The sequence below is a fragment of the Synechococcus sp. GEYO genome (genome assembly GCF_900473955.1).
Lineage (GTDB): Bacteria > Cyanobacteriota > Cyanobacteriia > PCC-6307 > Cyanobiaceae > Synechococcus_C.
Genome location: NZ_UCNL01000007.1, coordinates 180,654 through 205,793, shown reverse-complemented (window position 1 = coordinate 205,793; position 25,140 = coordinate 180,654). Strand labels below are relative to the sequence as shown.

The window sequence follows — 25,140 nt, the reverse complement described above, 5'->3', positions numbered from 1 at the left end:
ATTCGATTCCGCCGTTGTATCGATTCAGCGCACGCCGAGCCACTTGTGGTTCTGCAGGCTCAGCCGCCAGCGTCCGTCTCCCTGTGCTTTGGTCACCGCTAGCTCCTGGCCTTCCTGGCTCTCCCACCCCGGTTGCACGAGCCAGTGAGCCTGAGGAGCTTGAGCGGCCACCACATCGGCGAACAGCAGATCTTCAGCTTGATGAACCACCACCTTCAGTTCATGGCAGCAGCTGAGCAGATCCTGTCTGGGTGGATTGTGTCGTTTCGGCGAAAGCGTGATCCAGTCGGGGCTGCCGCTGAGGGGATCCACGCCGCTGGTTTCGAGGTGAATGGGAAGTGAACAACTGCTGCGGATGGCGCTGGTGAGCGGTTCGAGTGGGTGATGCAGTGGTTCTCCGCCTGTGATCACCACGAATGCTGCTCCCGCCTCGGCGGCCTGCAAGGCATCCTGCGCAAGGTCGGCGACGCTTCGTTGCGGATGCATGTGTGCAGACCAGGAATGCTTGGTGTCACACCAGCTGCAGCCCACTTTGCAGCCACCAAGGCGGATGAAAAAAGCGCTGCGACCTGCGTGTAGCCCCTCCCCCTGCAAGGAGTGGAATGTTTCCACCAACGGCAGGTCGTTCATGGACTCGGCAGTGCTCAAGGGTTGCGGCTGGCCTCAGGGAAGTCGCGGCCGCCGATGGCCGAACTCTGTTGACGTATTGCCTCGCTTGGACTGGAGGGCAAACGCTGTTGGGCTGCCTCGATCAAACCGCGGAATAGCGGGTGAGGCCTGCCCGGGCGCGATAGGAATTCCGGGTGGTACTGGCAAGCCGTGAAGAAGGGATGGCCAGGCAATTCGATCAGCTCCACCAGACGGCCATCCGGTGAGCTGCCGCTGATGCAATAACCCGACTCGAGGAAGAGGTTGCGGTAGGCGTTGTTGAACTCATACCGGTGCCGGTGGCGCTCGTAGACGACCTGATCGTCGTAGAGGCGTGCAGCCATCGAGCCTTCTGCAATTCGGCAGGGGTAAACGCCCAGACGCATGGTGCCGCCGAGATCGACGACGTCCTGCTGCTCTGGAAGCAGGTGAATCACTGCATGTTGGGTGTCTGGATCGAGCTCAGCACTGGATGCATCGGTGAGACCGGCCTGATTGCGAGCCCATTCGATCACCGCTGTTTGCATGCCGAGGCAAAGACCCAGGAACGGCACTCGTTGTTCTCTTGCCCAGCGAATGGCGGCCACTTTGCCGTCAACTCCTCTGTTGCCGAAGCCACCTGGCACCACAACGGCATCCATGCCTTTGAGCAGGCTTTCGGCTCCGTCGTTTTCAATCTGCTCTGCGCAGACCCAGTGCAAATCCAGTGAGGCATTCTGCTCCAGACAGGCGTGGCGAAGAGCTTCGACAACCGAGAGGTAGGCGTCGTTGAGTTGTACGTACTTGCCCACCAGCGCCACCTTGACGGTCGGTCCTGGGTTGCGCATTTGATGCACCAGTTGGGCCCAGCCCGCCATGTCGCTGTCATGGTCCTCCAGTTGCAGAACATCGAGAACTTCGCGGCAAAGGCCTTCGTCCTCAAGGGTCAACGGCACGGCATAGATGCTGTCGGCATCGAGGGAAGGGATGACGGCTCGTTTAGGAACCCCGCAGAAGCCGCCGATCTTGCGTTTGAGGTCCTGGTTAATCTCTCGGTCGCTTCGGCAGACCAGCACATCGGGTTGGATGCCGATGGACCGCAGCTCCTTTACTGAGTGCTGGGTGGGTTTGGTTTTGAGTTCTCCAGAGGTGCCGATGAAGGGCAGAAGGGTCACGTGGATGTAGGCCAGGTCGTGGCGACCTACATCGCCCCGGAATTCACGGATGGCTTCCAGAAAGGGAAGCGATTCGATGTCACCGACGGTGCCGCCGATTTCGGTGATCACCACATCGGCGCCACTGTTGGCTGCAACGCGATGGATCCGTTCGCGGATCTCACCGGTGATGTGGGGAATCACCTGCACCGTGCCGCCGTTGTAATCACCGCGGCGTTCCTTATTGATCACCGACTGGTAGATCGAACCGGTGGTCACGCTGTTGAGGCGCGACATTGCTGTATCCGTGAAGCGTTCGTAGTGACCTAGGTCGAGGTCGGTCTCAGCCCCGTCTTCAGTGACGAAGACTTCACCATGCTGAAACGGACTCATCGTGCCTGGGTCCACATTCAGGTATGGATCCAGCTTCAGGATCGACACGCTGTAGCCACGTGATTTCAGCAGGCGCCCCAGGCTGGCGGCCACGATTCCTTTGCCGATGCTGGAGACGACACCACCGGTAACGAAGACGAACTTGGCCATGAACCCCTGGTCGATTCTTCAATGTACCGATCGCACCAAGGGGTTGAGGTCTCGCTGAGGGTCAGCCCTCCAGCAGGCTCCTGAGCATCCAGGCGGTTTTTTCGTGAATCTGCAGGCGTTGGGTCAGTAGGTCAGCGGTGGGTTCATCGCTCGCGGCCTCCGCCAGAGGAAAAATGCTGCGAGCGGTTCTGGCTACGGCTTCATGGCCAGTCACCAGTTCCCGCACCATGTCGAGGGCGGCAGGTTGCTCGGTGACTTCCTTGATGGAGGCCAGTCCGGCAAGGGTCGAGCCGCCGTAGGGAGCCACTACGCCGAGAGCCCTGATTCGTTCGGCGATCTCGTCTAGGGAGTTCCACAGCTCGGTGTACTGGTCCATGAACATCAGATGCAGGGTGTTGAACATCGGACCGGTCACATTCCAGTGGAATCCATGCGTTTTTCCATACAGCACATAGGTATCAGCCAGTAAGCGACTTAGGCCTGCTGCGATCTCTTCCCGCTGTTCTTGAGGGATACCGATGTTGATCTGGGGCGCGCTGGCCATGGGAGTGGATTGGATAACGGTTGTTGGAGTTAGGAATCCAGGCCCAGGATGTAGTCCTTCACCTTGGATCGCCGCTGTGGTTGACGCAGCTTGAGCAAGGCGCGCGTCTCGATCTGGCGAACCCTTTCTCGCGACAGCGCCATCGCTTCACCGATTTCCGCCAGGGTGCGCGGGTGATCATCCTCGAGTCCGAAACGGCTACGGATCACTTCCGCTTCCCTTGGTGTGAGCTCATCCAGCAAGTGCTCCAGGTCGTCATGGAGGGAGTCGCGGGTGAGGGTCTGCTCAGGAGTGGCACTGCCGTCTTCCAGCAGGTCTCCCAGCTGGGTGTCCTGGTCCTTGCCCACGCGGGTCTCCAGGGAGACGGAGCGAGGAACCCGCATGAGCGTCATGCGCACGGTTTCTTCGCTCAGCCCCAGTTCCCTGGCCAGATCACTCACCGACGCCAGTCGCCCCTTTTCGGTGGCGATCTCCTGCTGGACGCGTTTGATGCGGTTCAGTTTTTCGGTGACATGCACCGGTAGGCGAATTGTTCGACTCTGGGTGGCGATGGCCCGGGTGATTCCCTGTCGGATCCACCAGTAGGCGTAGGTGCTGAAGCGGAAGCCTCGGGTGGGGTCGAACTTCTCAACCGCTCGCTCAAGGCCCAGCGTGCCTTCCTGAACCAGATCCAGCAGCTCCATGCCCCGTTGCTGATACTTTTTCGCCACCGCCACCACAAGGCGCAGGTTGGCCTGAATCATGCGGTCGCGGGCCCTGCGGCCTTCACGAAGTCTGCGCTGCAGTTCCTTCGCTTCAAGGCCCACCTCGTCTGCCCAGAGGCTGTACCCCTCATTCAGCTGGCGATTGAGTTCCTCCAGGGGCAATTCAGCTGCCCGTGCCCATTCCTGACGTGTGGGCCAATGGCTCACCTGATTGGCTTCGCGCAGCTGCAATTCCTCCAGATCCAGAAGGATCCGGATTGCGGCATGGCGATTGCTGAGGTCCCGCTCCTGCACCAGCAGTTTCTCTCGCGCCTGGACCAGACGAGAGAGAGTGACTTCTTCCTCGCTCGTGAGCAGGTCGACTCGACCGATGTCCTGCAGATACAGGCGCAGCAGGTCGTTGCCACCGCTCCAGCGGATCGGGGCATGCCCCGTCGATCGCGCGTGTTTGGCCAAGACCCTGGATGGCTCACTGTCCTTCCAGGGTTGATGCTCTGAGGGTTCAGTGCTCCGAACCGCTGGTTTCTGTTCGGGTTCTAGTTCACGGCCTCGTCGTTCTCTTCGACCCAGGTGCTGGCCACATGCAGCTCCTCAAGCTGCTTATCTGCAACACCGCCGGGAGCGTTCGTCATCAGACAACGCGCTTGCTGAGTCTTAGGGAAGGCGATCGTGTCACGGATTGATTCCTCGCCGGCCAGCAACATCACCATCCGGTCGACGCCGAAGGCCAGGCCTCCGTGGGGAGGAGCCCCCACATCAAGAGCGTCCATCAGGAAGCCGAACTGCTCCTGGGCTTCCTCCAGGGGCAGACCCACGGTCTGCAGCACCTGTCGCTGCAGGGCCGAATCATGGATGCGCAGCGAGCCACCACCAAGTTCGAGTCCGTTGAGCACGAGGTCGTAGGCCTGAGCGCGGGCTTGCGGCAGTGTCTTGGCCCACTCCGATGGGTCATTGCCCAGATCTTCGGCGTTGGGAGCGCAGAAGGGGTGATGCAGAGCCTCAAAACGATTCTCATCGCTGTTGAACTCGAACATCGGGAAATCCACGACCCAGAGGAAGTTCCATTGGTTGTTGTCCCGGTCGGCTTGGACCATGCCCAGCTCCTTGGCCAGATACTGACGTACCCGGTCGAGGGCTTTGTTCACCGTGGCGGTGTCACCGGCACCGAACAGCAGCAGCGTGCCTGGCTGGGCTCCGGTGCGACTGAGCAGCTCCTGCTTTTGTTCCTCGCTGAGGTTGTCTTTAATCGCGCCGATGGTGTCGATCTCGCCTGCTTCGCGCACGCGGATGAAGGCCAGGCCACCAGCTCCAGCGGCCTGGGCCTCACTGAACACATCTCCACCGGGCTTGATGCGCACATTGGAAAGGGCGTCGTTGCCGCCTGGCACCGCTATCACCTTCACCGCGCCGCCGGACTTCACCGCACCGCTGAACACCTTGAAGCCCATGTCCTTGACGATGTCCGAAACGGTCACCAGCTCCATGCCGTAACGGGTGTCGGGCCTGTCGGTGCCATAGCGCTCCATCGCGTCATGCCAGGTCATGCGCGGGAAGGGTCTCGGCAGCTCGATTCCTTTTACCGTCTTCCAGATGGCGCAGATCAGCGATTCATTCAGCTCCAGGATCTCTTCCTGGTCCATGAAGCTCATCTCGATGTCCAGCTGGGTGAATTCTGGCTGGCGATCGGCGCGCAGGTCTTCGTCGCGGAAGCAGCGGGCCACCTGGTAATAGCGCTCGATGCCGCCCACCATCAGCAGCTGTTTGAATAGCTGGGGCGACTGGGGCAGGGCGAACCAGTCGCCGCCACACACGCGGCTGGGCAGTACGTAATCACGGGCGCCTTCCGGCGTGGAACGCGTTAGGACTGGAGTCTCCACCTCAATGAAGCCCTGCTCCTCCAGGAAGCGGCGCGCGGCCTGGATGGTCTGGGCGCGCAGGCGCAGGTTGTCGTTCATGCGCTTGCGGCGCAGATCCAGATAGCGGTGGCGCAGGCGCAGCTCCTCGCGTGTGTTCTCCTCGTCGTGCACCGAAACGGGGAAAGGGAGGTTTCCTTTCACGCTGTTCAAGACCTTGATCCCGCTGGCCAGCACCTCCACAGCACCGGTCGCCAGCTTGTCGTTGAGAGATTCGGCAGGGCGGGCTCGCACCTTGCCATTCACCTGTAGAACGGTTTCGCTGCGCAGATGTTCGGCCACAGCAAAAGCCTCAGCGCCCAGGTCGGGGTCAATGGTGATTTGCACAGTGCCGCTGCGGTCGCGCAGGTCAACGAAAATCACACCGCCGTGGTCGCGGCGTCGATCCACCCAGCCGCAGAGCTGCACCTGCTTATCAATGTGCTGCTTGCGCAGGTCGCCGCAACCGTTGCTGCGCATGGGAACTATCAGCTTGTGACAGGCGAGTTTCCCATAGCCCGGGACCCTTTATCCACGTCGGTAGAAGGGCCGCTTCACCACTGTGGCCGGTTGCACCTGCCCTCGGATCTCCACGCCCAGTTTGCTGCCGACTTTGGCCAGTTCCTTGGGCACGAGGGCAAGGGCGATGGCTTCTTCCAGGGTGGGTGACCAGCTGCCGCTGGTGACCACCCCCACCTTTTCTCCGTTGTGCAGCACTGGGTAGTCGTGCCGGGCAATGGCGCGTCCCTGCAGCTTCATTCCCACCAGCCGCTGGGAGGCTCCCTGGGCGGCGACTTGTTCCAGGGCCTGTCGTCCAACGAAGTCTTGCGGCATTTCGAGGTGCACCAGCCAACCCAGGCCTGTCTCGAACGGGTTGGTGCTGGCGGTCATGTCCTGGCCATAAAGATGCATGGCGGCCTCCAAACGCAGGGTGTCTCGTGCTCCTAGACCGCAGGGCTCGACATCGAGTTCCAGCAGTTGCGCCCAGAGTTTGCGACCGTCTGTCCGGCTCAGCAGCAGTTCAGCACCGTCTTCTCCCGTGTAGCCGGTTCGGGCGCAGAACACCTGGTCGCTCAGCCCTTGCAGTTGCAGCAGGCGATGGCCAAAGCGGGGTAGCTCGTGCAGAGACTCTCCGCTGAGTGTCTCGAGTATTCCGATCGCCTTCGGACCCTGCAGGGCGAGTAGCACGCCATCTCGCTTTTCATCTTGAACACTGAGACCTAGCGGTTCCAGCTGCTGTTTCAGCCAGGCCGTGTCGCTGTTTGCGCAGGCGGCATTGATCACCACCAGCACGGTGCCGTCGCCGGATTCAGTTTCCCCCTGGTCGTAGACGATCAGGTCATCACGGATGCCGCCTTTGTCGTTCAGCAGCACGGTGTAGCAGGCCTGCCCCACTCCGATCCGGTGCAGGTCCGTTGGCACCAGAGTTTGGAGTGCGTCTTTGGGGTTACTGCCTTCGATTCGAAGCACGCCCATGTGGGAGATGTCAAACATCCCCACGCCTTCACGCACGGCTTTGTGCTCTGCGATGAGCCCTGAAAACTGCACTGGCATTTCCCAGCCAGCGAAAGGAACCATGCGGCCCTTGGCCTCTCGGCAGAGGTCATGGAGAGGCGTGCGTTGCAGATCCATGACGGAGATCAGGCGTTCACAGCGGATCCTATGGATGATGTTTCGGTTTGCGTTGGAAGTGGAAGCAAAGCCGCAGATTGCGCCTCCAGCATCGACCGCTACTCAAAGCGTCCTTAGCTTGAATGACCCCGTTCAAATAGCCTTCTGTCCAAGTCTTCCTGCCAGTCCTGCCAGCACTGCATCCCTGCACAGGGTGGTGGGGGTGGTAGATGGTGCAGGTTGCGCAATCTGACGGTTCACGTTGAGCTTGCACGAGTGATTTGGTGCCATCACTGGACGGCTCGTGCCCCGGTGCTTCCTGGCCTCGTTCCTCCTGATCAGCCTCTCGTTGGAGGCGACCGACAGTTGGATCTTGGATCTTCCGTGGATGGTCTTGGTCAGTCCGGAGAGCCAGCGCAGGTGTTGTGACCCAACTGGGTGTGTTGTTTCAATTACAACAACCCTTGAATCGGCCGCAACAATAAGGAGGCTGATAGTGATTCGTGTTTCCCTTGTCGGTCCCCACCCCTATGCCGACCGCTGTTCAGCTGATTGCTGAGCATCGCAATGTTGAGCCATTGCTGCTGCCGACAGGGAGCATCCTGTTTGAGCGGGGTGAGTCGGTGAGTGCTCTCTACGCGATTGAGCGTGGACTGGTGGAGCTCACGACCGGTGGTCGTGACCGCCTCCGCTATGGCGACGGAGAGGTCTTCTTTTATGAAGATCTGGTGGTTGATGACGCACATCACAGCCGAACAGCGCGTGCGATCACCCCGGTGCACGTGCTTCGGTTGGATCGCAACAGCTTTTTAGAGCTGATTCACAGGCATCCCACACTCGTGCTCAGCCTGCTCAGTGGTCAGCACCGACGACTGCGGGAGCAGCGTCTTGGCGCTGCTCACTTTTACTGAGCCATCAGCAGCAGCAGGCTGCGGGTCACCTTGGCTGCCAGAACGCTGCTGATGCCACTTCGGTCCAGTTGAGGAGCCAGTTCAACAACATCGGCTCCGACAAGGTTGTGGTGGCGTAATTCGCTCACCAGTTCAGCGAAGTGTCGCCAGAGGAAGCCTCCTGGTTCGGGGGTCCCTGTACCCGGCATCACGGCCGGGTCAAACCAGTCCAGGTCAACGGTGAGATAAAGAGGTAGGCCCCGCAAATTTTCCAGCCTGCAGACCATCTGATCGATGGGTACCAGGCGATTGCTGCTGCGCAGTTCGGAGAACTCTTCCCTGGTGCCACTGCGAATCGCGATTTGCAGCAGCTCCCGGCTGGGCAGAACGTCCAGGCAGCGCCGCATGGCACACGCGTGGCTGTGGCGAGATCCCAGCCATTGATCGCGGAGATCCGCGTGGGCATCGAGCTGCACGAGCGCCAGATCAGGATGCCGCTTGGCGACTGCGGCGACAGCTCCGGAGCTGATGGAGTGTTCTCCGCCCAGTATCAACGGCTTGAGCTGTAGGTCTTGGACATGGATCGTGGCGTTGTGAACGGCCTCCAGCACCGGTTCGGGAGCACCGAAGGGGATCTCGACCGCTCCGAGGTCGGCGTAGGCCATGGTTTCGAGGTCAAGGTCGAGCTGGGGGCAGTAGGTCTCAAGGCCTGTACTCACCTCCCGCACGGCTGCAGGTCCGAAACGGGTGCCTGGCCTGAACGATGTCGTGCCGTCATAGGGCACGCCGAACAGGCCCACCTTGCAGCCGTCTGGATCCCGGCTGGCGCCCATGTAGATCGCCCCCTCTCGATCAAACAGTGAGTGGCTTGGGATGCTCACGCCAAGAGCTCCCGTTCGATGAAGGCAGGCATCGCTTCAAAGGCACCGGATTGCCAGCGTGGGCTCCAGATCTCGCAGGCTGCGGCGATCCTGGCCGCCCGCTCCGGGTCGGGGTGTCGGTAGCGGGGGCCGTCCACCGCCGCGAACGTCCAGCTCCACCAGCCGCTGGGGTACATCGGCACCCAGCCGTAAAGCGGGTCGGCATGGCCGAAGACATCCTTAAGCAGGCGAACAGTCTCGATATGAACCTGCTGGAAGGCCTCCGGTGATTCGCTCTGGGTGGCGAAGACGCCTCCCGGCCTAAGGATGCGCCGGCAGTGCTCGAAGAAGCTGCGGTTGAACAAACCTTCGGCCGGACCTGCCGGATCGGAACCATCCACGATCACCACGTCGTAGCTGGCGTCGGTGCAGTTCGCGGCCCAGGCAATGCCATCCCCCACCGTGAGGTGAAAGCGGGGGTCCTGCCAGCAGCCTCCACCCAGCGAAGCCAGATGCTTCTGACTGAGTTCTACCACCCGGCCATCGATCTCCACCATGTCGAGATGTTGGACGCCTGGATGGCGAAGGCACTCGCGGGCGGTACCGCCGTCGCCACCGCCGATCACCAGGACCCGTTCAGTGGCCGCGGCAGCGCAAAGAGCTGGATGCACCAGTGATTCGTGGTAATGCCGTTCCTGGTGCTCTGCCGTCATCCAGCAACCGTCCAGCAGTAGCCCTTTGCCGTAGCGCTCGCTCTCGATCACGGTGATGCGCTGAAAGTCGCTTTGCTCTTCCACCAGCACTCGTCCTGCGAGGCCATAACGAACCCCTTCATGGTGTTCATCAATCCAGCCGCCATTGGCCGCGGATGCCTTGGTCATGAAGGTTGTGGAGGATTCCTTCCTCCAGCTAAGAACAGCGTTGGTTCATCTTTGCCCCGCAACGGACCCAGACTGCCGAGATCACTTTCAGTGCTCGCTGGAGTCGGAGCGTGATTCAGGATCTGCCGATCAATGACCGTTTGGTGATCCCAGCCGCTGAGTTGCAGTGGCGGTTCTCCAGGTCCTCGGGTCCGGGCGGGCAGGGAGTGAACACCACCGATTCGAGGGTGGAGCTCAGATTCGACCTGGAGAGTTCCAAGGCCCTGGGTCCGTTTCGCAAGGCCCGGTTACGGCAGCAATTGGCATCGCGACTGGAGGGGAACTGCCTGAGGGTGGTTGCTGCTGAGGAGCGTTCCCAGTGGCAGAACCGTCAGAGGGCCATGGCGCGACTGGCTGACTTGCTGAGAGAAGGACTCAAGCCGCCGCCGCCGAAGCGCAGGTCCACACGACCGGGGCGTTCTGCTGTTCAACGCAGGCTGGATGCCAAAGGCAAGCGCAGCGAACTCAAACGTCGCCGGCAAGGCAGGCCCTCACTGGATGACTAGTGCCTTGGGCCAGATGCATTCCTTGGTTAAGGTGTGATTAAACAAGCTGTCTTGGAGGTGGATTGATGAATCAATCGCATGCTCACCATCCCTCAGCTGATCTGGTCAACCTGATGCGCCTGGAAGAAGGTGCCAGGAGTTGCACAACCCGTGAACAGGCCCGCGCATATATCCGTGAAGCCGACCAGGTCAAGCGCCACCTCTGGGGCACAACGGAAGGCACTATCGCTGCACACGACTAATGCCGATCAGCTGATCAGCGTTCCTGATCCTGAGATTCGCTTCGGATCGCTTGCTTGGCCTGCTGCCACAGCTCCTCCAGTTTTTGGATGCTGTGGCCTTCCAGATCACCGTCCAGAGCTGCTTCCACCCGTGAGAAGCGATCCAGGAAGCGTTGATTGGTTCCTGCCAGTCCTTCCTCCGGGCTGATCTCACACCAGCGGGCCACATTCACCAGGGTGAACAACACATCTCCAAGCTCCTCCTGTGCATGGGCTTTGTCGCCTGAGCAGATGGCGTCCTTGAGCTCCTCGAGTTCCTCATTCACCTTGCTCCAGACGCCGGCGATGTCCTCCCATTCGAATCCAGCCTCTGCGGCTTTTCTGGAGATGGTCATCGCCCCAGAGAGGGCCGGCTGTCCACGCACCTTGCTGGCGAGCTGATTGCTGAGGGGAGATGCAGAAATTGCAGCAGCTTTGGTCCCAGCTTTTTCCTGAGCCTTGATGGCTTCCCAGCTGATGCGAACAGCTGCGCTGTCGCGGGCTTCGGCGTCAGCAAAGACATGGGGATGGCGACGGATCAGTTTGTCGCTGATGCCCGCTGCCACAGCATTGAGATCGAAACGGTTGTCTTCCTCGGCGATGCGTGCATGCAGCACCACCTGCAGCAGCAGGTCGCCGAGTTCCTCCTTTAAGTGCTGGTCATCGCCATGACGGATTGCATCGGCCACCTCATGGGCTTCTTCCAGCACATAGGGGGTGAGGGATTGGTGGGTCTGTTCCAGGTCCCAGGGGCAGCCTTCTGCGGGATCGCGTAACCGTGCCACCAAGTTCTCCAGCCGGCGCAGGGGCTCCTGGTGCTGGAACTCGTTGGAGCCTGAGGCCATGGAAACCGCACACGCTTGTGGTCACCCTCTCATCGACGTCGACGCCTTCGCCAGGGTTTTGCGCACTCTGCAGGCAGTGGATCTCCATCAAGGATCAGATGCAGCCATACGCTGCTTTCCAGACCGAGTAGGACGCCGATCAAGGTCCGGGGATGTTGCCTGAATGTCATCACAAGGTCTGGCCATGCCTGGGACGGGGTTGGGATGGCAGGTGCAAGTAGGGATGCAGCGCTTATCCAGACCAGCAGCATCAGGGCTGACAGCCATGCCAATCGCAGTGCCATGCCGATTAGGGGGCCGTGGGATAAGAGAGATCGATGCGGCAGCAGGCGTCGATAGGGCCACCAGATCGCACCCAATACCCCCCAGCGCCTGAGTGCGGCGGAGCGCACGTCAAGGTCTGGTGATAGCCAGAGGCCTCCCACGATGAAGGCCAGCGCCGTCAGGGCACCGTTGATCCATCCCAGCCACCATCCCGTCAGCAGGCCTATGGGCAGGCACCAGGCCAGGGTGGCCCGGTCATGGTCTCGGCCTGAGGCCACAGCAAATCGTGTTGAGCTGTTCCAGCGTGCCTCGATCAGGCAGAATCTGCATCTCGGGCGATTAGCTCAGCGGTAGAGCACCTCCCTTACAAGGAGATTGTCACAGGTTCGATCCCCGTATCGCCCATTCCGAGCCATCACTTCAAAACGCAGCTCTAAGGCGGTAACAAGGCTTGCGTCTGAGAAGCGGCCTAGGCAGGAGCTAAGCCAAGTTCTGGCTGCTGGATTGCGTTCATGGTGTTGTTGAGCTCGGCAACATCAAGGAGCCCTTCAGCGCTGAACCATGGAGAGTTTTCCCAGCTGAAGCCTTCGCCAAAGGTGTTGTCTGGAGCGACGACATACCAATGGCAGTCAACGTCTGGTACGTCCACCGAGCACTGCGACCAATCGGCTTGCCATTGCGGAACTTGCACCCACATGACAGCTGCAAGGACGACTGAAAACAGGCTTTGCAGCATCGCCATCTCGATCGAGGAGGCCGACCCTACTCGTGGGTGAACTCAGAACGATGTTCAGATCTTGAATGGCCTGATCCAGCCCCACAAAAAACGCCCCTTTCTCAAGGGGGCGCGAAATGAGGATCCGTGTCATGGGTATTCAACTTGAGATTTCTGTGCTGTCCAGCCCGTCAGTGATGACCAACCATGACTCAAGTCCGACAGCGGACCGTTGGAGAAGGTCGAAACGGACAATTAGGACGCCCCGATCCGCAGCAGGTACGCCTGTTTCCACTCATGCGCAGATGCGCTCTTCAGCCAGAGGGGTTTCAGCACCTTTCCCAACCGAATTCAGCTGAGGTCAGTTCAGTCACCGGGAGCCACGCCAGCACCCATGCGATTGCCATGATCGCTTTGCGGGGAAATGAAAGGCCCACGCGCGTCTCGACAAACCCGGCGGCGTAATGCGGATTGCAGCGTCGGGTTAGTCAACGTTGGTCAGGCGTTGAATCCTGCTTGTTTAACCAGATTTTGTCGCTTTCTCGTTGGTTGATGAAGGCATCGACCAGAGCATCTCGATCCGTTGTTTGGTTTCCTCTGCTGAATCCTGTGGAGACGTCTGCCATGTGGAGGCGGCTGAGCATCGTGTTGGGCTCTTCAGCCAACTGCTTCTGGACATTGGATCCATCGCTGTTCAAGCCACCATCTCGGAAATCTGTCCTTGTGTCTGTCAAGCAGGGGACACATCTCTCGCAATGCTCAGCTGCAGGGCCCCATCGCTTTTGGCGAAGCAATCAGGGCAGGGATGAGGCTGCTGCTTGCTCGAGTCGATCGAGCCTTTGCTCACGGGAGCCCCAGAGTTCGATCAGCTTTGACCGATTCTTGTCTGGCATGACTGAGAAGCGTTTATCCCGATAGATCTGTTTAAAGATCGCATCGACTTCTGCTCGGTAAGGAAGATCGACGGGTCTGATGCCGTCATCCTCCATGTCCACTGACCAGCGATCAGTCATGGGGACAAAGACTACCAAATCAAGCCTCTGAAGCCTCTCTATGACTCTCGGTACCATTGCTTCCACAAATGCATTATCAATATCGGTTATTTGTTTATCGGCTGTGTATTGCGAGTAGGCGATGTAATCAATGGGTGCCCGATCGAAAATGACACAGTCGTTGATTGATGAATAAAGACTCACGCGACTAGCGTTGTAATACATCTGGATGCCGTCGTGAAGACGGTTGCATTCCTGACGGAATCGGATGTCATACATTTCGCCATAGAGGGCACGAAACGGCTCCTCTTCACGAGTGTATTGGGGATGCCGTTTGATCCAGTCCCAGACCAAGGTGCTTTTGCCGAGAGAGTGAGATCCGCTGATGGCGATGCGCATGTTGATTTCGGCGGTAGAGGCCCGTCATTCATGGTGTTTCGACCTCAATGAATGGATCAGCTAGACATCGTTTGAGCGTCGATGTCTGGTTTGGATCACGGTTAAAGGCCAATGGTGTGGAGTAAGCCTTCGCCACTGATCAATTCCGTTGCGATCGCAGCAATGAATCCGAGCATGGCTAGACGCCCGTTTAACTGCTCCGCCCGTGCGTGGAACCCCCAACCAGCGTCGGGTCCCGCAAGTTCCATTTGTGGTTCCTTGGGGTAGACGTTGTCGTGCCCCTCAAGATCGTGAGTCACCAGTCCAGTGGGTACCTCAAGTGTGGTTGCTGTCATGGATGTCTCCGAGTGGGACCTGTTTGGTCTACGCCTGCTGTTGGCTGCGTGGGAGGCAGGACAGCCGCCCATGCAGGTTCGGTTTCAGGACCTTTTCAGACGGGTTCCACGGGAGCACATTCACTGATTGGTTGTCCCAAGTGCGGGACACTGACCTCCGCCTACTCAGGCAAGTTTTCGACCGCACGGTGCATGAAACGTTTCACCAGCGGCATGGGCCAACCTTCGCGCTGCAGTGACTCAGCAATGTGATCAATCTGGAGGGCAATTTCCTCTGCGACGACATCCTCCAGCAAGGATTCGGAATGGTCAGTGCTGCTTGTCATGGGGATGGACGGCATCCACTTGCTTTAGCCCTGGTTCAGACAGGCCCGCAAATGCTTCAGCAATTCAGGAAACAATTGCGCATTTGCTTGCCCAGGTGATTTGGGTTGGCCAGAACTAAACCATCCGTGCAGTCTTGATGGCACCGAGCTCTCCCCAGAGGCATCCCGATGACATCACCCACCATCTGGTGCGAGCTTTCGGGGTTCTGGTCGGGGTCAGCGTTGTAGCTGTGGTGGTCTGGCTTGTCACTGCTTCGCAAGCCAACAGCTCCAGACTGCCGCTTGACACTGCCCTGGATCGCGTTGACTCCTCCGAAAGGACTCTGATTCGAGTACACCACTAAATCGCCAGGTCTGGACCTGTGGAGAGTCATGGTTTCTGTGGAGAGTCACATCTCCGAGTCTCTAGTGCACTGGCGGTGAACAGCGTCGCCAGCCTGTCTTCAGCATCGTCTCCCAAGCTTCCATGGCGTTGTGTCTGAGCATGCGTCGTCGTGACTGGGGCTCGGGCGGATGCGGTGGCACCCATCCATAAGTTCTCACGGAGACCCACTGCTCCTGGGCCGATGGCGTGTCGGGTTTGAACTGCACCAGCAGCTTTTGTGCACCGTTCACCAACCACCCCTCTCCTCCTGACCTCACTGGGGGTTCTGGGGTGGTTCGATTGCGGTTTGGCATGTTCAGCAGTCTGATCACACCCTGCTCAGAAGGATCAACAGGCCCAATGCTGGCTTGATCCGTTGTTGGTGTGATTCAGCTCTTGGGACGGCATCTATTGCAGAGACCGAAGAATTCCAGCGTGTGAAAGATCAGCTTGAAGTTGTCCGTTTTCGGAGCCTGCACGTTCATTTCATGAATCGGGCACTGCTCGAGTGTCTGCGTCGTGCCGCAGCTCACACAGGTGAGATGGTGCTGATCACGATCGACCGGTGCGTAGAGCGCTTCGCCTGTCGGCAGATGCCGGCAGCGCACCTTGCCCTGTTGATGGAGTTTGCGCAGATTGCGATAAACGGTTGCAAGCCCCATGGAGCCCGGTTGCCCTTCCAGGCAGCGATGCAGCTGCTGGCCGGTCATTTCGGACTGACTCTTTTGCAGTTCTTCCAGCAGCAATTGCTGCCGTTGCGTGCCTGGGGATCCTTGCTGCTCCATGCTGAAATCTGACCTCATGCCGCTGCGCCTCTGCTCTGGATCAGTTCGGCACTGATGGCCCAAAGGCGGGATCTCTGTTCTTGGCTGCGAGCGGCGCGAGCCACGGGCTGCTGTTTTGGAGCACCTCGCAGTCCTCCAAACTGACTGGGGCCGTAGTGCTCTCCACCTTTTGCTGATGGGGATGTTGCCGCCAGTAGCTGCGGTAGTGCCCCCTGTGCTGCGCTCTGGAACATGGGATCCATCAATCGGTAAGCCAGGGCTTCCTGCCAGGCGCCACTGGATGCCACCGAGAGCGGTTGAAGATTCGTCCGCGCCAGGCCTGGATGGGCCGCCAGCGATCTCACGCTGCTTCCAGATTGCTCGAGACGCTGATTGAATTCCAGTGCAAACATCACATTGGCCAACTTGCTCTGGCTGTAAGCCTTCCAGCGGTCGTAGCACTTTTCACCGCTCAGGTCATCCCAAGCGATCGCTCCGAAATATTGCGCTCCCGAGGTGACGGTGACGACTCGAGCGTGCTCACGGCCCTCCATCAGAGGCAGTAAGGCCTGCGTCAGAGCGAAGTGACCAAGGTGATTCACCGCGAACTGCATTTCATGCCCCTGCCGACTCAGCAGCCGTGGAGGTGCCATCAATCCCGCGTTGTTGATCAAAAGATCCAACCGCTCGTAGCGCGACCGAACCTCTTGGCAACAGGCATCGACACTGTCGAGATCAGCGAGATCCAGGTCGAGCAGGTCCACGCCTGAGGACCCCAGCTCTAACAATTCCGCGCGGGCCGCCTCTCCTTTGCGGCGGCTGCGACAGGCCATCAGCACAGTCGCTCCTGACCGCAGCAAGGCCCGCGTGGTTTCGAGGCCGAGGCCGCTGTTGGCACCTGTGACGAGGGCGATCCGTCCTCGCAAGTCAGGCATGTCGTCGATGGTCCAGCCCATGCGGCGAAGTCAGCGCCGGATCAGTCTCGCGGGTTCGCTCAGTCTTCGGGGAAGAGCAGGTCAGCAAGCTCGTCGGCATCCACGTCATAGACGCGCGCCAGCGAAGTTTCGATCGCGCTGGTCACCTCGCCAGGCAGGAAGCGCATGGCATTGAGAGCGTCTTCAGCGATCTCGTCGGTGAGCAGGACGTCTTCGGAATCCAGTTTTTCGTCGTTGATGATGGCCATCACCCAGCTCTGATAGGCATAAACCAGATCCGAGAACTCGAGTTCGGGATCATTGAGATCCAGGGTCATGGTCAGGCGTAGACGCGCAACACCAGTCTGACCCCCGGGGGAGAGGATGTCTTCAAGTGAGGGTCAGCATGAGCCGTCCGGATCCCGAACAGTTGCAGGGCACGCTTGTGGACTTCGCTCTGCTGGAACTGATTCGCCAGCACCGCGAGAGCTTTCAGCCGCTCTGGACCGTTGATAGCTGGGCCAAGTTGATGATCTGGCTTTCGCTCAATTGCGGTTTGTCCGGAGAACGCGATGCCCTGGAGCACTTCGCTGCTGCCCTTGGTGAACGCATTACCTCGCGTCTGCGTCGAACCTTCTTTGAGCGAGAGCTGGCGGATCTGGAACTGCAGGTGCTGGCTGATCCGGCTGAACAGCAGGTTTTGCTGTTGTCGCAGGCTCCCCAGGACCCCGCTGTGCTGAAGCCTGATCGACTCTCAGCAGCTCTGGACAGGGTGGGACTGACCGACCGGGTTGTTGCGGAACGCAGTCGCTGGCAACAGCTGGAGGCTGTGGTGGCGATTCCCTGGAAGGGCTGATGTCTGAGAACAACGGCACCAGCCTGATCGGTCGCTACGGCAATGCCGGCTATGAAGCCGTCGCGGATGCGGTGATGGCATTTTTTGATCGACGCACTGACTTGCACCGACCGGGTATTGCCTTCGGTCCTGCCGCAGATCAGCAGCCGTCGAAGCTGAGCACCGATATCAGCCTGGTGGCCATCGATCGAGAGGATCCGGAGTCCTGTGCCCTCTCAGAGGTGATTGTCCGGGGAGTTCGTGCGGGGTTGGATCGCTATGTGCAAGAACGCCCCCTGTTCCGTGAAGTCTGCCCTGACCAGGCTCTGTTCGTGTTGCCGATTTTCAATCTGCAGCGCTACGCGCCCGGTGAGGGATTTCGTCAGTGGCACTGCGACTGGACCATCAGCGATGAGGCGACGGAACCTGTTCATCGCGTTCTGGCTTGGATCCTCTACTGCGACACCGTGGCTGAGGCCGGTACGGAGTTTCACTGGCAGCAGCATCACGAGGAGGCAGTGCGCGGAAAACTGGTGATCTTTCCTGCTGGCCCCAGTCACATTCACCGCGGCAGGGTGACGCAGAAGCACAGCAAAACCATTGCCACAGGTTGGATCAACGCAGGGACACAGGAGGGTTATCTCCAGCGCTTGGCTCGTTCCTGAACGCTGGGATCTCACGCACGGTGTTGACCTGCTGTGGGAAAGGAATTTCAATCCCGTCCCGTTTGAACGCTGTCCAAATCGCCTGATTCACCTCACTCACAATGCCGATGTTGTCCATGGGGTCGGAGATCCAATAGCGCAGTGAATATTCGATGGCGGAGTCGCCGTAGTGCACCTGCAGCGCCCTCGGCGCTGGATGATTCAGCACTCTTGGCACGCTCAGAGCTGTTTGCTCCAGGAGCTTTAGCACCAGCTGGGGGTCATGGCGATAGGCGGCACCAACACGGATCTCACTGCGCCGCATCCGGTCGGTAGCGGTGTAACTGGTGGCTTGCGCGGTGAAAAACATCTGGTTGGGAATCAGCAGTTCCGCGTTGTCTCGATCTCGCCAGAGCAGGGTGGCGCGCAGGCCCAGCTTGCGCACTTCGCAAGGATCTCCATCCACCATCAAAATTTCGCCTGGACGCACTGACCCTTCAAACAGCAGCCAGATGCCGCTGATGAAGTTGGAGAACACCTCCTTGATGCCGAAGCCAAGGCCCACGGACAGTCCACCGGCGATCGCGACCAGAGCCGTGGAGTTCAGCCCGATGTGAAACCCCACAGCCGTGATGCCAATGCCAACGACCAAATAGCGGACGATCAACTCAAGAGCCTTGCGGCTGCTGTCGCTGCAGCTGAGCAGTTTCTGCAGCATCCAGGCCAGGCCAGCGGCTGGAAGTTTGGTGCCCACCAGCAGCAGATAGGTCACCAGCAGGGCGACGACCAGGTTGTTCACGGTGAGGATCTCACCGAAGAAGCTGCCCAGCTTGATCACGCCCAGATCAGCGGGATTGTCGAACTTGCTGATTAGGTTCAAGCCCACGAGAAGCAGGAACAGCGGTCTGAGCAGACGACTTTCCAGTTGATGAACGCTGGAGGTAGGCAGTAGCAGCTGCAGCAGTTGGTTCAAGAGGTTGAGCAGATTCCAGCCCAGCCAGCAGAGGCCGGCGTAGCTCACCAGCCCAGTCTTTCCTCCTGGAAGCTCGATCAGCCAGGCGATGAACAACATCGCGATCGGCGCCACCAGCAATCTCATTGCCGGATGGAGGCTCTCAAACCGCCGTTGCGGGTTGCTCAGGTGCCAGCCCACACTCAGTCCAAGGATCAGCAGCACTTGGGCGACGACAGCGCTTCGCTGCAGATAACCCAGCCAGCCGACGATTTCCCAGAACAGTTGGTTCATGATCCACTCCCCAGGGCTTTGAGCAGGGAATCCAGGCTGGACCGTGGGTTTGAGGTTCCAAACACCAGTGGAACCAGCACTTGTGACCCATCGCGAGCCAGGTTGCGATGGTGAGCCAGCCGTGCCAGGGCTGATTCATGCAGCATCGAATCTTCTCGAGACTGCACCAACGTGGCCAGCGTTTGGGAACTCCGCACCGGCACAGACACGGCAGGGTTCACTGGCAGGAAAGCAAGGGAGCGCAGCGACAGATTCCTCTGCACCATCGGGTTGGTGAGGAACTGGGCCAGGCTCACGGCTACTTCACGTTGGCGTGGACTTGAGTTCGCTCCGAGTGCCAGCACCCTCACGGCATTCATGGGGCTTGCGGTGCCGGCAGGGCCTCTGGGAAGTGGCGAAACCCCGAGGTTGTCGCCCATCAGCTCTTTGAGTCGCAGCAGGCTGTTGGAGTTACAGCTCACCCAGTCGAGCTCACCCTCGTTGAGCAGGTTTTCCAGTTGCCCCTGGTCCTGGAAAAAGGAGATGTTTTGCTGAGCACTGGCTCGTTGCAACCAGGTCAGCCACGCCACCAGCGACTCGGTGTCTTGTGCACTCAGGTTCTGGTCATCGTTGGCGCGCGACAGGCTTTGCATGGCTCCCAGACTCCCAGCGGTCCACAGCACTTCCGAGAAGCTCACCGCCAATCCAATGCGGGTCCCGGATGCGCCCTGTTGGAGAAGCTCCTGCAATGTGGTGGGAGGGCTCTGAACGATCTCGCGGTTGAAGCAGGCGATCTGCGGATAGATCACGATCGGCTGGGCCGTGATTCGGCCGTCGTTGAGCTTCACCCGCTCCCACAACGTTGTCTCAGTTTGTTGGCGTTTGAAGTCCTGCAAAGGAAGCTCGTCCGTCAGCCCGTCACTCAGCAATTGATTGGCTTGAGGGGCATCCGTGACCACAAGGTCAGGGCCTAGATCTGAGGCATTGCGGCGCTGCAGTTCCTGGTTGAGATTGGCGCGCTTGTAAAGCGCGACCTGCACTTCCACGTTGGGCTTGATCTTGCGGAAATCGCTGATGATCAGCTCAATGCGCTGGCGGAAGTCGGTCTGTGTGGTGGTGTCGATCGTGCTGTCCTGGTCGATCACCATGGCCAGGTAAAGCATCACCGGCAGCTCATTGACGAGGCGGCTGCAACCGCTGACGCTGAGCAGCAGTGTGGAGAGCAAGACGCTGGCTGCAAGCCGAGCCCGCACGATCGAGAAGTGATTGACAGAGCCATTCTGATCTTCAAATTCGTGGCTGTCTCGCCACTGCTCTCTCAAGGGCCATCCAGCTCGCCCGATTGTCCAGCTTGTTGATATTGCGGACTTGGTTTGTTCAGACAGCTGTTTTGCGAGCATGGATCGCTGTTGTTGAGCGCGTCCTGTGTCCGAGTTGGCCAAGACCTATGACCCGGTGGGTACCGAGGCCCGCTGGCAGCAGGCCTGGGAGGAGCAAGGTGCTTTTCATCCCGACCCAAAGGCGCCTGGGGATCCGTTTTCGGTGGTGATCCCCCCTCCGAACGTCACCGGCAGCCTGCACATGGGCCACGCCTTCAACACGGCATTGATCGACACGATCGTGCGCTACCAGCGCTTGGCGGGAAAAAACGTGCTCTGCCTTCCCGGCACGGATCATGCTTCGATCGCGGTTCAGACGATCTTGGAGAAGCAGCTCAAGGAGGAGGGCAAGACCCGTCATGGTCTCGGCCGTGATGCCTTTCTGGAGCGGGCCTGGAAGTGGAAGGCCGAAAGCGGTGGCCGCATCGTCGATCAGCTGCGCAGGCTCGGCTATTCGGTGGATTGGGGTCGGCAGCGTTTCACCCTGGATGAAGGCCTCAGCGAAGCCGTCAAAGAAGCCTTTGTTCGTCTGCATGAGCAGGGTCTGATCTATCGGGGCGAGTATCTGGTGAATTGGTGCCCTGCCTCCGGTTCGGCGGTGAGTGATCTGGAGGTGGAGATGAAGGAGGTGGATGGTCACCTCTGGCATTTCCGTTATCCGCTCAGCAGTGGCGAGGGCCATCTGGAGGTGGCCACCACCCGACCCGAAACGATGCTTGGCGACACGGCGGTGGCGGTGAATCCCAGCGACGAGCGCTACGCCCATCTCGTGGGCCAGACCCTCACGCTCCCCTTTGTGGGTCGTGAGATTCCGATCGTGGCTGACGACCACGTGGATAAGGAGTTCGGTACTGGTTGCGTCAAGGTGACGCCTGCCCATGACCCCAATGATTTCGCCATCGGCCAGCGCCACGGTCTGCCCCAGATCACGGTGATGCGCAAGAACGGCACCATGAACAAAGAGGCCGGTGAGTTTGAGGGTCTGGATCGCTTTGAGGCGCGCAAAGCGGTGGTGGCTGGTCTCGAAGACCTTGGTCTGCTGGTGAAGGTGGAGGACTATCGCCACAGTGTTCCCCACTCCGATCGTGGCAAGGTCCCTGTGGAGCCTCTCTTGTCCACGCAGTGGTTCGTCAAGACCGAGCCGTTGGCAGCTCGTTGTCGTGAAGCGCTGGAGAAGCAGGATCCACGCTTCATTCCCGAGCGCTGGGAAAAGGTCTATCGCGACTGGCTCACCGACATCCGTGACTGGTGCATCAGCCGTCAGTTGTGGTGGGGACATCGCATTCCGGCCTGGTTCGTGATCAGCGAGACCGGTGGCAAGTACACCGACACCACGCCTTATGTGGTGGCACGCAACGAAGCGGAAGCTCTGGAGAAGGCCAAGGAAACGTTCGGTTCAGCCGCCGTGATTGAGCAGGACGAGGATGTTCTCGACACCTGGTTCTCCAGCGGCCTCTGGCCCTTTTCCACGTTGGGTTGGCCTGACGCCAACAGTGCCGATCTGCAGCGCTGGTACCCCACCAGCACCCTGGTGACAGGCTTCGACATCATCTTCTTCTGGGTAGCCCGGATGACGATGATGGCTGGCGCCTTCACGGGCGAGATGCCGTTCAAGGACGTCTATATCCACGGCCTGGTGAGGGACGAGCAGAACCGCAAGATGAGCAAGAGCGCTGGTAACGGCATCGATCCGCTGCTGTTGATCGAGCGCTATGGCACCGATGCTCTGCGTTTCGCCTTGGTGAGGGAAGTGGCTGGCGCCGGTCAGGACATCCGCCTGGATTACGACCGCAAAACAGACACCTCCGCCACTGTTGAAGCCTCACGTAATTTCGCCAACAAGCTTTGGAACGCCACCCGTTTCGCGTTGATGAATCTCGATGGCGCGACTCCGGCTCAACTGGGAGATGCTGATCCTGCTGCTCTGCGGTTGGCGGATCGTTGGATCCTGTCGCGCCTGGCCCGGGTGAATCGCGAAACAGCAGACCGCTACAGCCGTTATGGCCTGGGGGAAGCGGCCAAGGGGCTGTATGAGTTTGCTTGGAACGACGTTTGCGACTGGTATCTGGAGCTGAGCAAGCGCAGGCTGAATCCAGGGGACAACGCCAGCGCTGAGGCACTCGCTGACCAGCGCACTGCCCGGCAGGTGCTGGCCAAGGTGATCAGTCAGATGCACCTGATGCTGAATCCGCTGATGCCGCATCTCACCGAGGAGTTGTGGCACAGCGTTACCGCAGAGCCTGAGACCACGTTTTTGGCACTTCAGGCCTGGCCGGCCGTCGATCAGGCAGCTCTGGATGACGATCTCGAGGCCTCATTTGCCGAGTTGATCGCCGCCATCCGCGTGGTGCGCAATCTGCGCGCGGTGGCGGGCTTGAAGCCATCCCAGACCGTTCCGGTGCGTTTCGTGAGTGGCCGCGGCGATCTTGTTGAGGTGCTGCAGCAGGGGATGGCCGACATCACGGCGCTCACCAGAGCTGAAACGGTTCAGGTGATGTCGCCGTCTGAGGCGGATGCAGCACCGGTGACCAAGGCTTTGGCTGGTGTCAGCGGTGAGCTTCAGGTGCTGCTTCCGATTGAAGGCTTGGTGGATCTCGATGCCTTGAAGGCTCGTCTGGAGAAGGACATCGCCAAGGCCGAGAAGGAGATCAAAGGTCTCTCCGGTCGACTGGCTAATCCCAATTTCGCTGATAAGGCACCGGCTGCGGTGGTGGCGGAATGCAAGGCCAACTTGGCTGAGGCTGAGTCACAGGCTGATCTGGCCCGCAGGCGTCTGGAGGATCTCAGCTGAGTCGCTTGCGCCGCTCAGATCTTTAGCCTTCACCAAGCTCTGGTTGTGACCGCTGGACTCTCCGTTGATCAAGGTCGAAAGGCTGAGTAAGACGTATCGCGTCGCTGACAAGCAGCCTGGCCTGGCCGGTACCCTGCGCCATTTTCTGCGTCGGCGCCAGCGAGATGTGTCGGCGGTTCGGGATGTGTCGTTCGCGATCGCTCCCGGGGAGATGGTCGGTTTTCTCGGAGCCAACGGCGCCGGCAAGACGACCACGCTAAAAATGCTGTGTGGCTTGATCTATCCCAGTTCTGGACAGGTGCTGGTGGCTGGTCATCACCCCCAGCGACGGCACCCCGATTTTCTGCGGCGTATCACCTTGGTGATGGGCCAGAAGCAACAGCTCATCTGGGATTTGCCGCCGATGGATTCGTTGCGCGTCAACGCGGCGGTCTACGGCATTCCGGATCGTGTTGCCAGCAGACGGATTGCCGATTTGTCAGACCTGCTTGAGCTCGGCGAAGAACTCACCCGTCCGGTGCGCAAGTTGTCGTTGGGTCAGCGCATGAAGGCTGAGCTGCTCGCTGCCTTGCTGCATGAACCGGAGCTGTTGTTTTTGGATGAGCCGACCCTTGGGTTGGATGTGAACGCCCAGTTGCGGGTGCGCCAGTTTCTGGCCGAGTACAACCGCCGCACCGGTGCCACTGTTTTACTGACCAGTCACTACATGGCCGACATCACGGCTCTTTGTCCCCGCGTGTTGCTGATTCACCAGGGTCAGTTGTTCCATGACGGTCCCCTGGATCGCCTCACCAGTCGTCTGGCTCCAGAGCGCCATGTGAGGCTTGAACTGGAAGAGCCCGCTCCTGCCGAAGCCTTTTCTGGATTGGGTCATCTCGACAGCCTTGAAAACTGCGAGGTCAACCTGCGGGTGGACCCGGCATCACTCACCAGGGTTCTGGCACAGATCTTGGAACGTTTTGAGGTGCGTGATCTGGAGGTGAATGACCCTCCGATTGATCAGTTGATCGGCGAGTTGTTTCGCCAGGGAAGCCTCTGATGCGTCTCTTCGGGCTCAATCGTCGAATCGTGCACGCTCTGTTGGGTAGTCAGTACGCGCACATGCTCGAGTACCGCGCTGAGATCGCACTCTGGGCTTTGTCTGGAGTGCTGCCATTCATCATGCTCAGCCTCTGGAGCGGCAGTGACGCCCGGTCTCAACTGGGTTTAGACGGAGTGGCTCTGGACCGTTATTTCCTCAGCGCCTTTCTGGTGCGTCAGTTTTCGGTGGTTTGGATGGTTTATGCATTCGAGGAAGATGCGCTGCTGGGCAGGCTCTCGCCCTATTTGCTTCAACCGTTGCATCCCCTCTGGCGCTATGTGGCCTCGCACCTGGGTGAGCAGCTCACCCGGCTGCCCTTCGCTGCCGGCATCGCCGGTGTGTTTTTTCTGATTCAGCCGCAGGCCTTCTGGATTCCATCGCTGGGTGGGTTTCTGTTGGCCTGGCTCGCCACCTGGATGGCCTTTGCCATTGCCTTTTTGCTCCAGAGCCTGATTGCATCGCTGTGTTTCTGGAGTGAGAAGGCCACGGCGCTGGAGCGGTTGCTGTTTCTGCCTTTTCTGTTCCTCTCCGGACTGCTGGCTCCCTTAACGGCCTTCCCACCTGCGGTGCAGGCCTGGGTGCGCTGGACACCTTTCCCCTATCTGATCGATTTTCCAGCTCGGGTCTTGTCGGGTGATCCGGTGGATCTGGCAGCAGGTTTCGCTGCACAGTTGGCATGGGTGGGCTTGCTTCTGCCGCTGGTGTTGTTGCTTTGGCGAGCCGGTGTTCGGCGCTACAGCGCCATGGGGGCTTGAG

Annotated in this window: 31 protein-coding genes and 1 tRNA gene; 12 read left to right on the top strand and 20 right to left on the bottom strand. The window is 59.6% G+C overall.

All coding sequences use genetic code 11. The features are described 5' to 3' along the window. Positions 1 to 24: 24 nt before the first annotated feature. From DXY37_RS06060 to gcvT, 6 genes are all read right to left on the bottom strand, one after another. Positions 25 to 630 carry a 7-carboxy-7-deazaguanine synthase QueE gene (locus tag DXY37_RS06060; RefSeq protein ID WP_115125812.1) on the bottom strand — a complete coding sequence of 202 codons (606 nt, stop codon included), beginning with the start codon at positions 628 to 630 and terminating at the stop codon, positions 25 to 27. A 14-nt stretch (positions 631 to 644) separates the two neighbouring features. Then, complete coding sequence (locus DXY37_RS06055; protein ID WP_115125811.1) at positions 645 to 2,324, bottom strand: CTP synthase; 1,680 nt, start codon at positions 2,322 to 2,324, stop codon at positions 645 to 647. 61 nt (positions 2,325 to 2,385) lie between these two features. Then, positions 2,386 to 2,868 carry a Dps family protein gene (locus DXY37_RS06050; protein ID WP_115125810.1) on the bottom strand — a complete coding sequence of 161 codons (483 nt, stop codon included), beginning with the start codon at positions 2,866 to 2,868 and terminating at the stop codon, positions 2,386 to 2,388. A gap of 29 nt (positions 2,869 to 2,897) precedes the next feature. Further along, on the bottom strand, positions 2,898 to 4,028 hold the full coding sequence (locus tag DXY37_RS06045) for an RNA polymerase sigma factor, RpoD/SigA family (RefSeq protein WP_115125809.1): 1,131 nt from the start codon (positions 4,026 to 4,028) through the stop codon (positions 2,898 to 2,900). Positions 4,029 to 4,108: 80 nt separating this feature from the next. Further along, a complete protein-coding gene (gene aspS / locus DXY37_RS06040) occupies positions 4,109 to 5,944 on the bottom strand; it encodes an aspartate--tRNA ligase (protein ID WP_115125808.1) in 1,836 nt (611 codons plus the stop codon). A gap of 48 nt (positions 5,945 to 5,992) precedes the next feature. After that, a complete protein-coding gene (gene gcvT / locus DXY37_RS06035; protein WP_115125807.1) occupies positions 5,993 to 7,096 on the bottom strand; it encodes a glycine cleavage system aminomethyltransferase GcvT in 1,104 nt (367 codons plus the stop codon). Between the two features lie 219 nt (positions 7,097 to 7,315). On the opposite strand from gcvT, the gene DXY37_RS06030 reads away from it, so the two are divergent. Both DXY37_RS06030 and DXY37_RS06025 read left to right on the top strand, forming a co-directional pair. Beyond that, on the top strand, positions 7,316 to 7,504 hold the full coding sequence (locus tag DXY37_RS06030) for a hypothetical protein (RefSeq protein ID WP_231856363.1): 189 nt from the start codon (positions 7,316 to 7,318) through the stop codon (positions 7,502 to 7,504). An 83-nt stretch (positions 7,505 to 7,587) separates the two neighbouring features. Further along, positions 7,588 to 7,986 carry a cyclic nucleotide-binding domain-containing protein gene (locus tag DXY37_RS06025; RefSeq protein WP_244276910.1) on the top strand — a complete coding sequence of 133 codons (399 nt, stop codon included), beginning with the start codon at positions 7,588 to 7,590 and terminating at the stop codon, positions 7,984 to 7,986. Here DXY37_RS06025 and speB read toward each other — a convergent pair. Continuing rightward, entirely contained in the window at positions 7,980 to 8,798 is an 819-nt protein-coding gene (gene speB / locus DXY37_RS06020) for an agmatinase (protein WP_115126005.1), read from the bottom strand. The two genes, DXY37_RS06025 and speB, sit on opposite strands and share 7 nt — an antisense overlap. A gap of 44 nt (positions 8,799 to 8,842) precedes the next feature. After that, a complete protein-coding gene (gene speE / locus DXY37_RS06015; protein WP_115125804.1) occupies positions 8,843 to 9,706 on the bottom strand; it encodes a polyamine aminopropyltransferase in 864 nt (287 codons plus the stop codon). 110 nt (positions 9,707 to 9,816) lie between these two features. Here speE and arfB point away from each other — a divergent pair, with 110 nt between their 5' ends. Both arfB and DXY37_RS13290 read left to right on the top strand, forming a co-directional pair. After that, positions 9,817 to 10,251 carry an alternative ribosome rescue aminoacyl-tRNA hydrolase ArfB gene (gene arfB, locus DXY37_RS06010; protein ID WP_115125803.1) on the top strand — a complete coding sequence of 145 codons (435 nt, stop codon included), beginning with the start codon at positions 9,817 to 9,819 and terminating at the stop codon, positions 10,249 to 10,251. A gap of 65 nt (positions 10,252 to 10,316) precedes the next feature. Beyond that, positions 10,317 to 10,493 (top strand): hypothetical protein, encoded by a 177-nt coding sequence (locus DXY37_RS13290; protein ID WP_170951803.1) that lies wholly within the window; start codon positions 10,317 to 10,319, stop codon positions 10,491 to 10,493. Between the two features lie 14 nt (positions 10,494 to 10,507). Here the strand turns inward: DXY37_RS13290 and mazG are convergent, their stop codons facing one another. Both mazG and DXY37_RS06000 read right to left on the bottom strand, forming a co-directional pair. Then, complete coding sequence (mazG, locus tag DXY37_RS06005; protein ID WP_115125802.1) at positions 10,508 to 11,356, bottom strand: nucleoside triphosphate pyrophosphohydrolase; 849 nt, start codon at positions 11,354 to 11,356, stop codon at positions 10,508 to 10,510. 29 nt (positions 11,357 to 11,385) lie between these two features. Continuing rightward, positions 11,386 to 11,898: a metal-binding protein gene (locus DXY37_RS06000; protein WP_115125801.1), complete on the bottom strand. Its 513-nt coding sequence runs from the start codon at positions 11,896 to 11,898 to the stop codon at positions 11,386 to 11,388. A gap of 55 nt (positions 11,899 to 11,953) precedes the next feature. Here DXY37_RS06000 and DXY37_RS05995 point away from each other — a divergent pair. Further along, a tRNA-Val gene (locus DXY37_RS05995) sits at positions 11,954 to 12,025 on the top strand. Positions 12,026 to 12,089: 64 nt separating this feature from the next. On the opposite strand, the gene DXY37_RS05990 is transcribed toward DXY37_RS05995, so the two are convergent. The 3 genes from DXY37_RS05990 to DXY37_RS05975 all read right to left on the bottom strand — a co-directional run bounded on the left by DXY37_RS05990 (position 12,090) and on the right by DXY37_RS05975 (position 14,061). Next, the gene (locus DXY37_RS05990) at positions 12,090 to 12,356 is read right to left on the bottom strand and encodes a hypothetical protein (protein WP_115126004.1); all 267 of its coding nucleotides are present in this window, start codon (positions 12,354 to 12,356) and stop codon (positions 12,090 to 12,092) included. Positions 12,357 to 13,129: 773 nt separating this feature from the next. Next, entirely contained in the window at positions 13,130 to 13,726 is a 597-nt protein-coding gene (locus DXY37_RS05980) for an ATP-binding protein (protein ID WP_170951802.1), read from the bottom strand. Between the two features lie 101 nt (positions 13,727 to 13,827). Continuing rightward, the gene (locus tag DXY37_RS05975; RefSeq protein WP_115125798.1) at positions 13,828 to 14,061 is read right to left on the bottom strand and encodes a chlorophyll a/b-binding protein; all 234 of its coding nucleotides are present in this window, start codon (positions 14,059 to 14,061) and stop codon (positions 13,828 to 13,830) included. Here DXY37_RS05975 and DXY37_RS13670 point away from each other — a divergent pair. Next, positions 14,060 to 14,188 (top strand): hypothetical protein, encoded by a 129-nt coding sequence (locus DXY37_RS13670; protein WP_256377365.1) that lies wholly within the window; start codon positions 14,060 to 14,062, stop codon positions 14,186 to 14,188. The two genes, DXY37_RS05975 and DXY37_RS13670, sit on opposite strands and share 2 nt — an antisense overlap. A gap of 34 nt (positions 14,189 to 14,222) precedes the next feature. On the opposite strand, the gene DXY37_RS13060 is transcribed toward DXY37_RS13670, so the two are convergent. Then, on the bottom strand, positions 14,223 to 14,387 hold the full coding sequence (locus tag DXY37_RS13060; RefSeq protein ID WP_170951801.1) for a hypothetical protein: 165 nt from the start codon (positions 14,385 to 14,387) through the stop codon (positions 14,223 to 14,225). Between the two features lie 137 nt (positions 14,388 to 14,524). Between DXY37_RS13060 and DXY37_RS13055 the strand changes: the two genes are divergently transcribed. Continuing rightward, the gene (locus DXY37_RS13055) at positions 14,525 to 14,731 is read left to right on the top strand and encodes a hypothetical protein (protein ID WP_136975563.1); all 207 of its coding nucleotides are present in this window, start codon (positions 14,525 to 14,527) and stop codon (positions 14,729 to 14,731) included. A gap of 61 nt (positions 14,732 to 14,792) precedes the next feature. Here DXY37_RS13055 and DXY37_RS05965 read toward each other — a convergent pair whose 3' ends face one another. From DXY37_RS05965 to DXY37_RS05950, 4 genes are all read right to left on the bottom strand, one after another. Then, a complete protein-coding gene (locus DXY37_RS05965) occupies positions 14,793 to 15,065 on the bottom strand; it encodes a DUF1651 domain-containing protein (protein WP_115126003.1) in 273 nt (90 codons plus the stop codon). A 75-nt stretch (positions 15,066 to 15,140) separates the two neighbouring features. After that, complete coding sequence (locus DXY37_RS05960) at positions 15,141 to 15,554, bottom strand: transcriptional repressor (RefSeq protein ID WP_244276908.1); 414 nt, start codon at positions 15,552 to 15,554, stop codon at positions 15,141 to 15,143. Continuing rightward, a complete protein-coding gene (locus tag DXY37_RS05955) occupies positions 15,551 to 16,471 on the bottom strand; it encodes an oxidoreductase (protein ID WP_115125796.1) in 921 nt (306 codons plus the stop codon). The genes DXY37_RS05960 and DXY37_RS05955 overlap by 4 nt, the downstream gene beginning before the upstream one ends. A 38-nt stretch (positions 16,472 to 16,509) precedes the next feature. Beyond that, positions 16,510 to 16,767 (bottom strand): hypothetical protein, encoded by a 258-nt coding sequence (locus DXY37_RS05950; protein ID WP_115125795.1) that lies wholly within the window; start codon positions 16,765 to 16,767, stop codon positions 16,510 to 16,512. 68 nt (positions 16,768 to 16,835) lie between these two features. On the opposite strand from DXY37_RS05950, the gene DXY37_RS05945 reads away from it, so the two are divergent. Together DXY37_RS05945 and DXY37_RS05940 are read left to right on the top strand one after the other, a co-directional pair. Beyond that, positions 16,836 to 17,285, top strand: a complete 450-nt coding sequence (locus DXY37_RS05945) for a protein phosphatase (RefSeq protein ID WP_115125794.1) — start codon at positions 16,836 to 16,838, stop codon at positions 17,283 to 17,285. Continuing rightward, positions 17,285 to 17,929 carry a 2OG-Fe(II) oxygenase gene (locus DXY37_RS05940; protein WP_115125793.1) on the top strand — a complete coding sequence of 215 codons (645 nt, stop codon included), beginning with the start codon at positions 17,285 to 17,287 and terminating at the stop codon, positions 17,927 to 17,929. Before DXY37_RS05945 ends, DXY37_RS05940 begins: the two co-directional genes overlap by 1 nt. Here the strand turns inward: DXY37_RS05940 and DXY37_RS05935 are convergent. Further along, the gene (locus tag DXY37_RS05935; protein ID WP_115125792.1) at positions 17,880 to 19,154 is read right to left on the bottom strand and encodes a mechanosensitive ion channel family protein; all 1,275 of its coding nucleotides are present in this window, start codon (positions 19,152 to 19,154) and stop codon (positions 17,880 to 17,882) included. The genes DXY37_RS05940 and DXY37_RS05935 overlap by 50 nt on opposite strands. After that, positions 19,151 to 20,386 (bottom strand): extracellular solute-binding protein, encoded by a 1,236-nt coding sequence (locus tag DXY37_RS05930; protein ID WP_244276906.1) that lies wholly within the window; start codon positions 20,384 to 20,386, stop codon positions 19,151 to 19,153. The genes DXY37_RS05935 and DXY37_RS05930 overlap by 4 nt, the downstream gene beginning before the upstream one ends. Before the next feature lie 172 nt (positions 20,387 to 20,558). Between DXY37_RS05930 and DXY37_RS05925 the strand changes: the two genes are divergently transcribed. From DXY37_RS05925 to DXY37_RS05915, 3 genes are all read left to right on the top strand, one after another. Further along, a complete protein-coding gene (locus DXY37_RS05925; RefSeq protein ID WP_115125790.1) occupies positions 20,559 to 23,303 on the top strand; it encodes a valine--tRNA ligase in 2,745 nt (914 codons plus the stop codon). A 64-nt stretch (positions 23,304 to 23,367) separates the two neighbouring features. Next, entirely contained in the window at positions 23,368 to 24,342 is a 975-nt protein-coding gene (locus tag DXY37_RS05920; protein ID WP_115125789.1) for an ATP-binding cassette domain-containing protein, read from the top strand. After that, positions 24,342 to 25,139, top strand: coding sequence for an ABC-2 family transporter protein (locus DXY37_RS05915; RefSeq protein ID WP_115125788.1), 798 nt, complete (start codon positions 24,342 to 24,344; stop codon positions 25,137 to 25,139). The genes DXY37_RS05920 and DXY37_RS05915 overlap by 1 nt, the downstream gene beginning before the upstream one ends. Position 25,140 lies beyond the last annotated feature (1 nt).

Bases quoted from the DNA above. Each gene is read 5' to 3' on its own strand.
- DXY37_RS05990 (WP_115126004.1), bottom strand. From the start codon at position 12,356: ATGCTGCAAAGCCTGTTTTCAGTCGTCCTTGCAGCTGTCATGTGGGTG.
- DXY37_RS05940 (WP_115125793.1), top strand. From the start codon at position 17,285: ATGTCTGAGAACAACGGCACCAGCCTGATCGGTCGCTACGGCAATGCC.
- DXY37_RS05935 (WP_115125792.1), bottom strand. From the start codon at position 19,154: ATGAACCAACTGTTCTGGGAAATCGTCGGCTGGCTGGGTTATCTGCAG.
- DXY37_RS06060 (WP_115125812.1), bottom strand. From the start codon at position 630: ATGAACGACCTGCCGTTGGTGGAAACATTCCACTCCTTGCAGGGGGAG.
- speE (WP_115125804.1), bottom strand. From the start codon at position 9,706: ATGACCAAGGCATCCGCGGCCAATGGCGGCTGGATTGATGAACACCAT.
- DXY37_RS05950 (WP_115125795.1), bottom strand. From the start codon at position 16,767: ATGACCCTGGATCTCAATGATCCCGAACTCGAGTTCTCGGATCTGGTT.
- DXY37_RS05945 (WP_115125794.1), top strand. From the start codon at position 16,836: ATGAGCCGTCCGGATCCCGAACAGTTGCAGGGCACGCTTGTGGACTTC.
- gcvT (WP_115125807.1), bottom strand. From the start codon at position 7,096: ATGGATCTGCAACGCACGCCTCTCCATGACCTCTGCCGAGAGGCCAAG.
- DXY37_RS06050 (WP_115125810.1), bottom strand. From the start codon at position 2,868: ATGGCCAGCGCGCCCCAGATCAACATCGGTATCCCTCAAGAACAGCGG.
- DXY37_RS05955 (WP_115125796.1), bottom strand. From the start codon at position 16,471: ATGGGCTGGACCATCGACGACATGCCTGACTTGCGAGGACGGATCGCC.
- DXY37_RS05965 (WP_115126003.1), bottom strand. From the start codon at position 15,065: ATGCCAAACCGCAATCGAACCACCCCAGAACCCCCAGTGAGGTCAGGA.
- mazG (WP_115125802.1), bottom strand. From the start codon at position 11,356: ATGGCCTCAGGCTCCAACGAGTTCCAGCACCAGGAGCCCCTGCGCCGG.
- speB (WP_115126005.1), bottom strand. From the start codon at position 8,798: ATGGGCGCCAGCCGGGATCCAGACGGCTGCAAGGTGGGCCTGTTCGGC.
- DXY37_RS05915 (WP_115125788.1), top strand. From the start codon at position 24,342: ATGCGTCTCTTCGGGCTCAATCGTCGAATCGTGCACGCTCTGTTGGGT.
- DXY37_RS13670 (WP_256377365.1), top strand. From the start codon at position 14,060: ATGGATGTCTCCGAGTGGGACCTGTTTGGTCTACGCCTGCTGTTGGCT.
- DXY37_RS13290 (WP_170951803.1), top strand. From the start codon at position 10,317: ATGAATCAATCGCATGCTCACCATCCCTCAGCTGATCTGGTCAACCTG.
- aspS (WP_115125808.1), bottom strand. From the start codon at position 5,944: ATGCGCAGCAACGGTTGCGGCGACCTGCGCAAGCAGCACATTGATAAG.
- DXY37_RS06055 (WP_115125811.1), bottom strand. From the start codon at position 2,324: ATGGCCAAGTTCGTCTTCGTTACCGGTGGTGTCGTCTCCAGCATCGGC.
- DXY37_RS13055 (WP_136975563.1), top strand. From the start codon at position 14,525: ATGGCACCGAGCTCTCCCCAGAGGCATCCCGATGACATCACCCACCAT.
- DXY37_RS13060 (WP_170951801.1), bottom strand. From the start codon at position 14,387: ATGACAAGCAGCACTGACCATTCCGAATCCTTGCTGGAGGATGTCGTC.
- DXY37_RS05975 (WP_115125798.1), bottom strand. From the start codon at position 14,061: ATGACAGCAACCACACTTGAGGTACCCACTGGACTGGTGACTCACGAT.
- DXY37_RS05980 (WP_170951802.1), bottom strand. From the start codon at position 13,726: ATGCGCATCGCCATCAGCGGATCTCACTCTCTCGGCAAAAGCACCTTG.
- DXY37_RS05960 (WP_244276908.1), bottom strand. From the start codon at position 15,554: ATGAGGTCAGATTTCAGCATGGAGCAGCAAGGATCCCCAGGCACGCAA.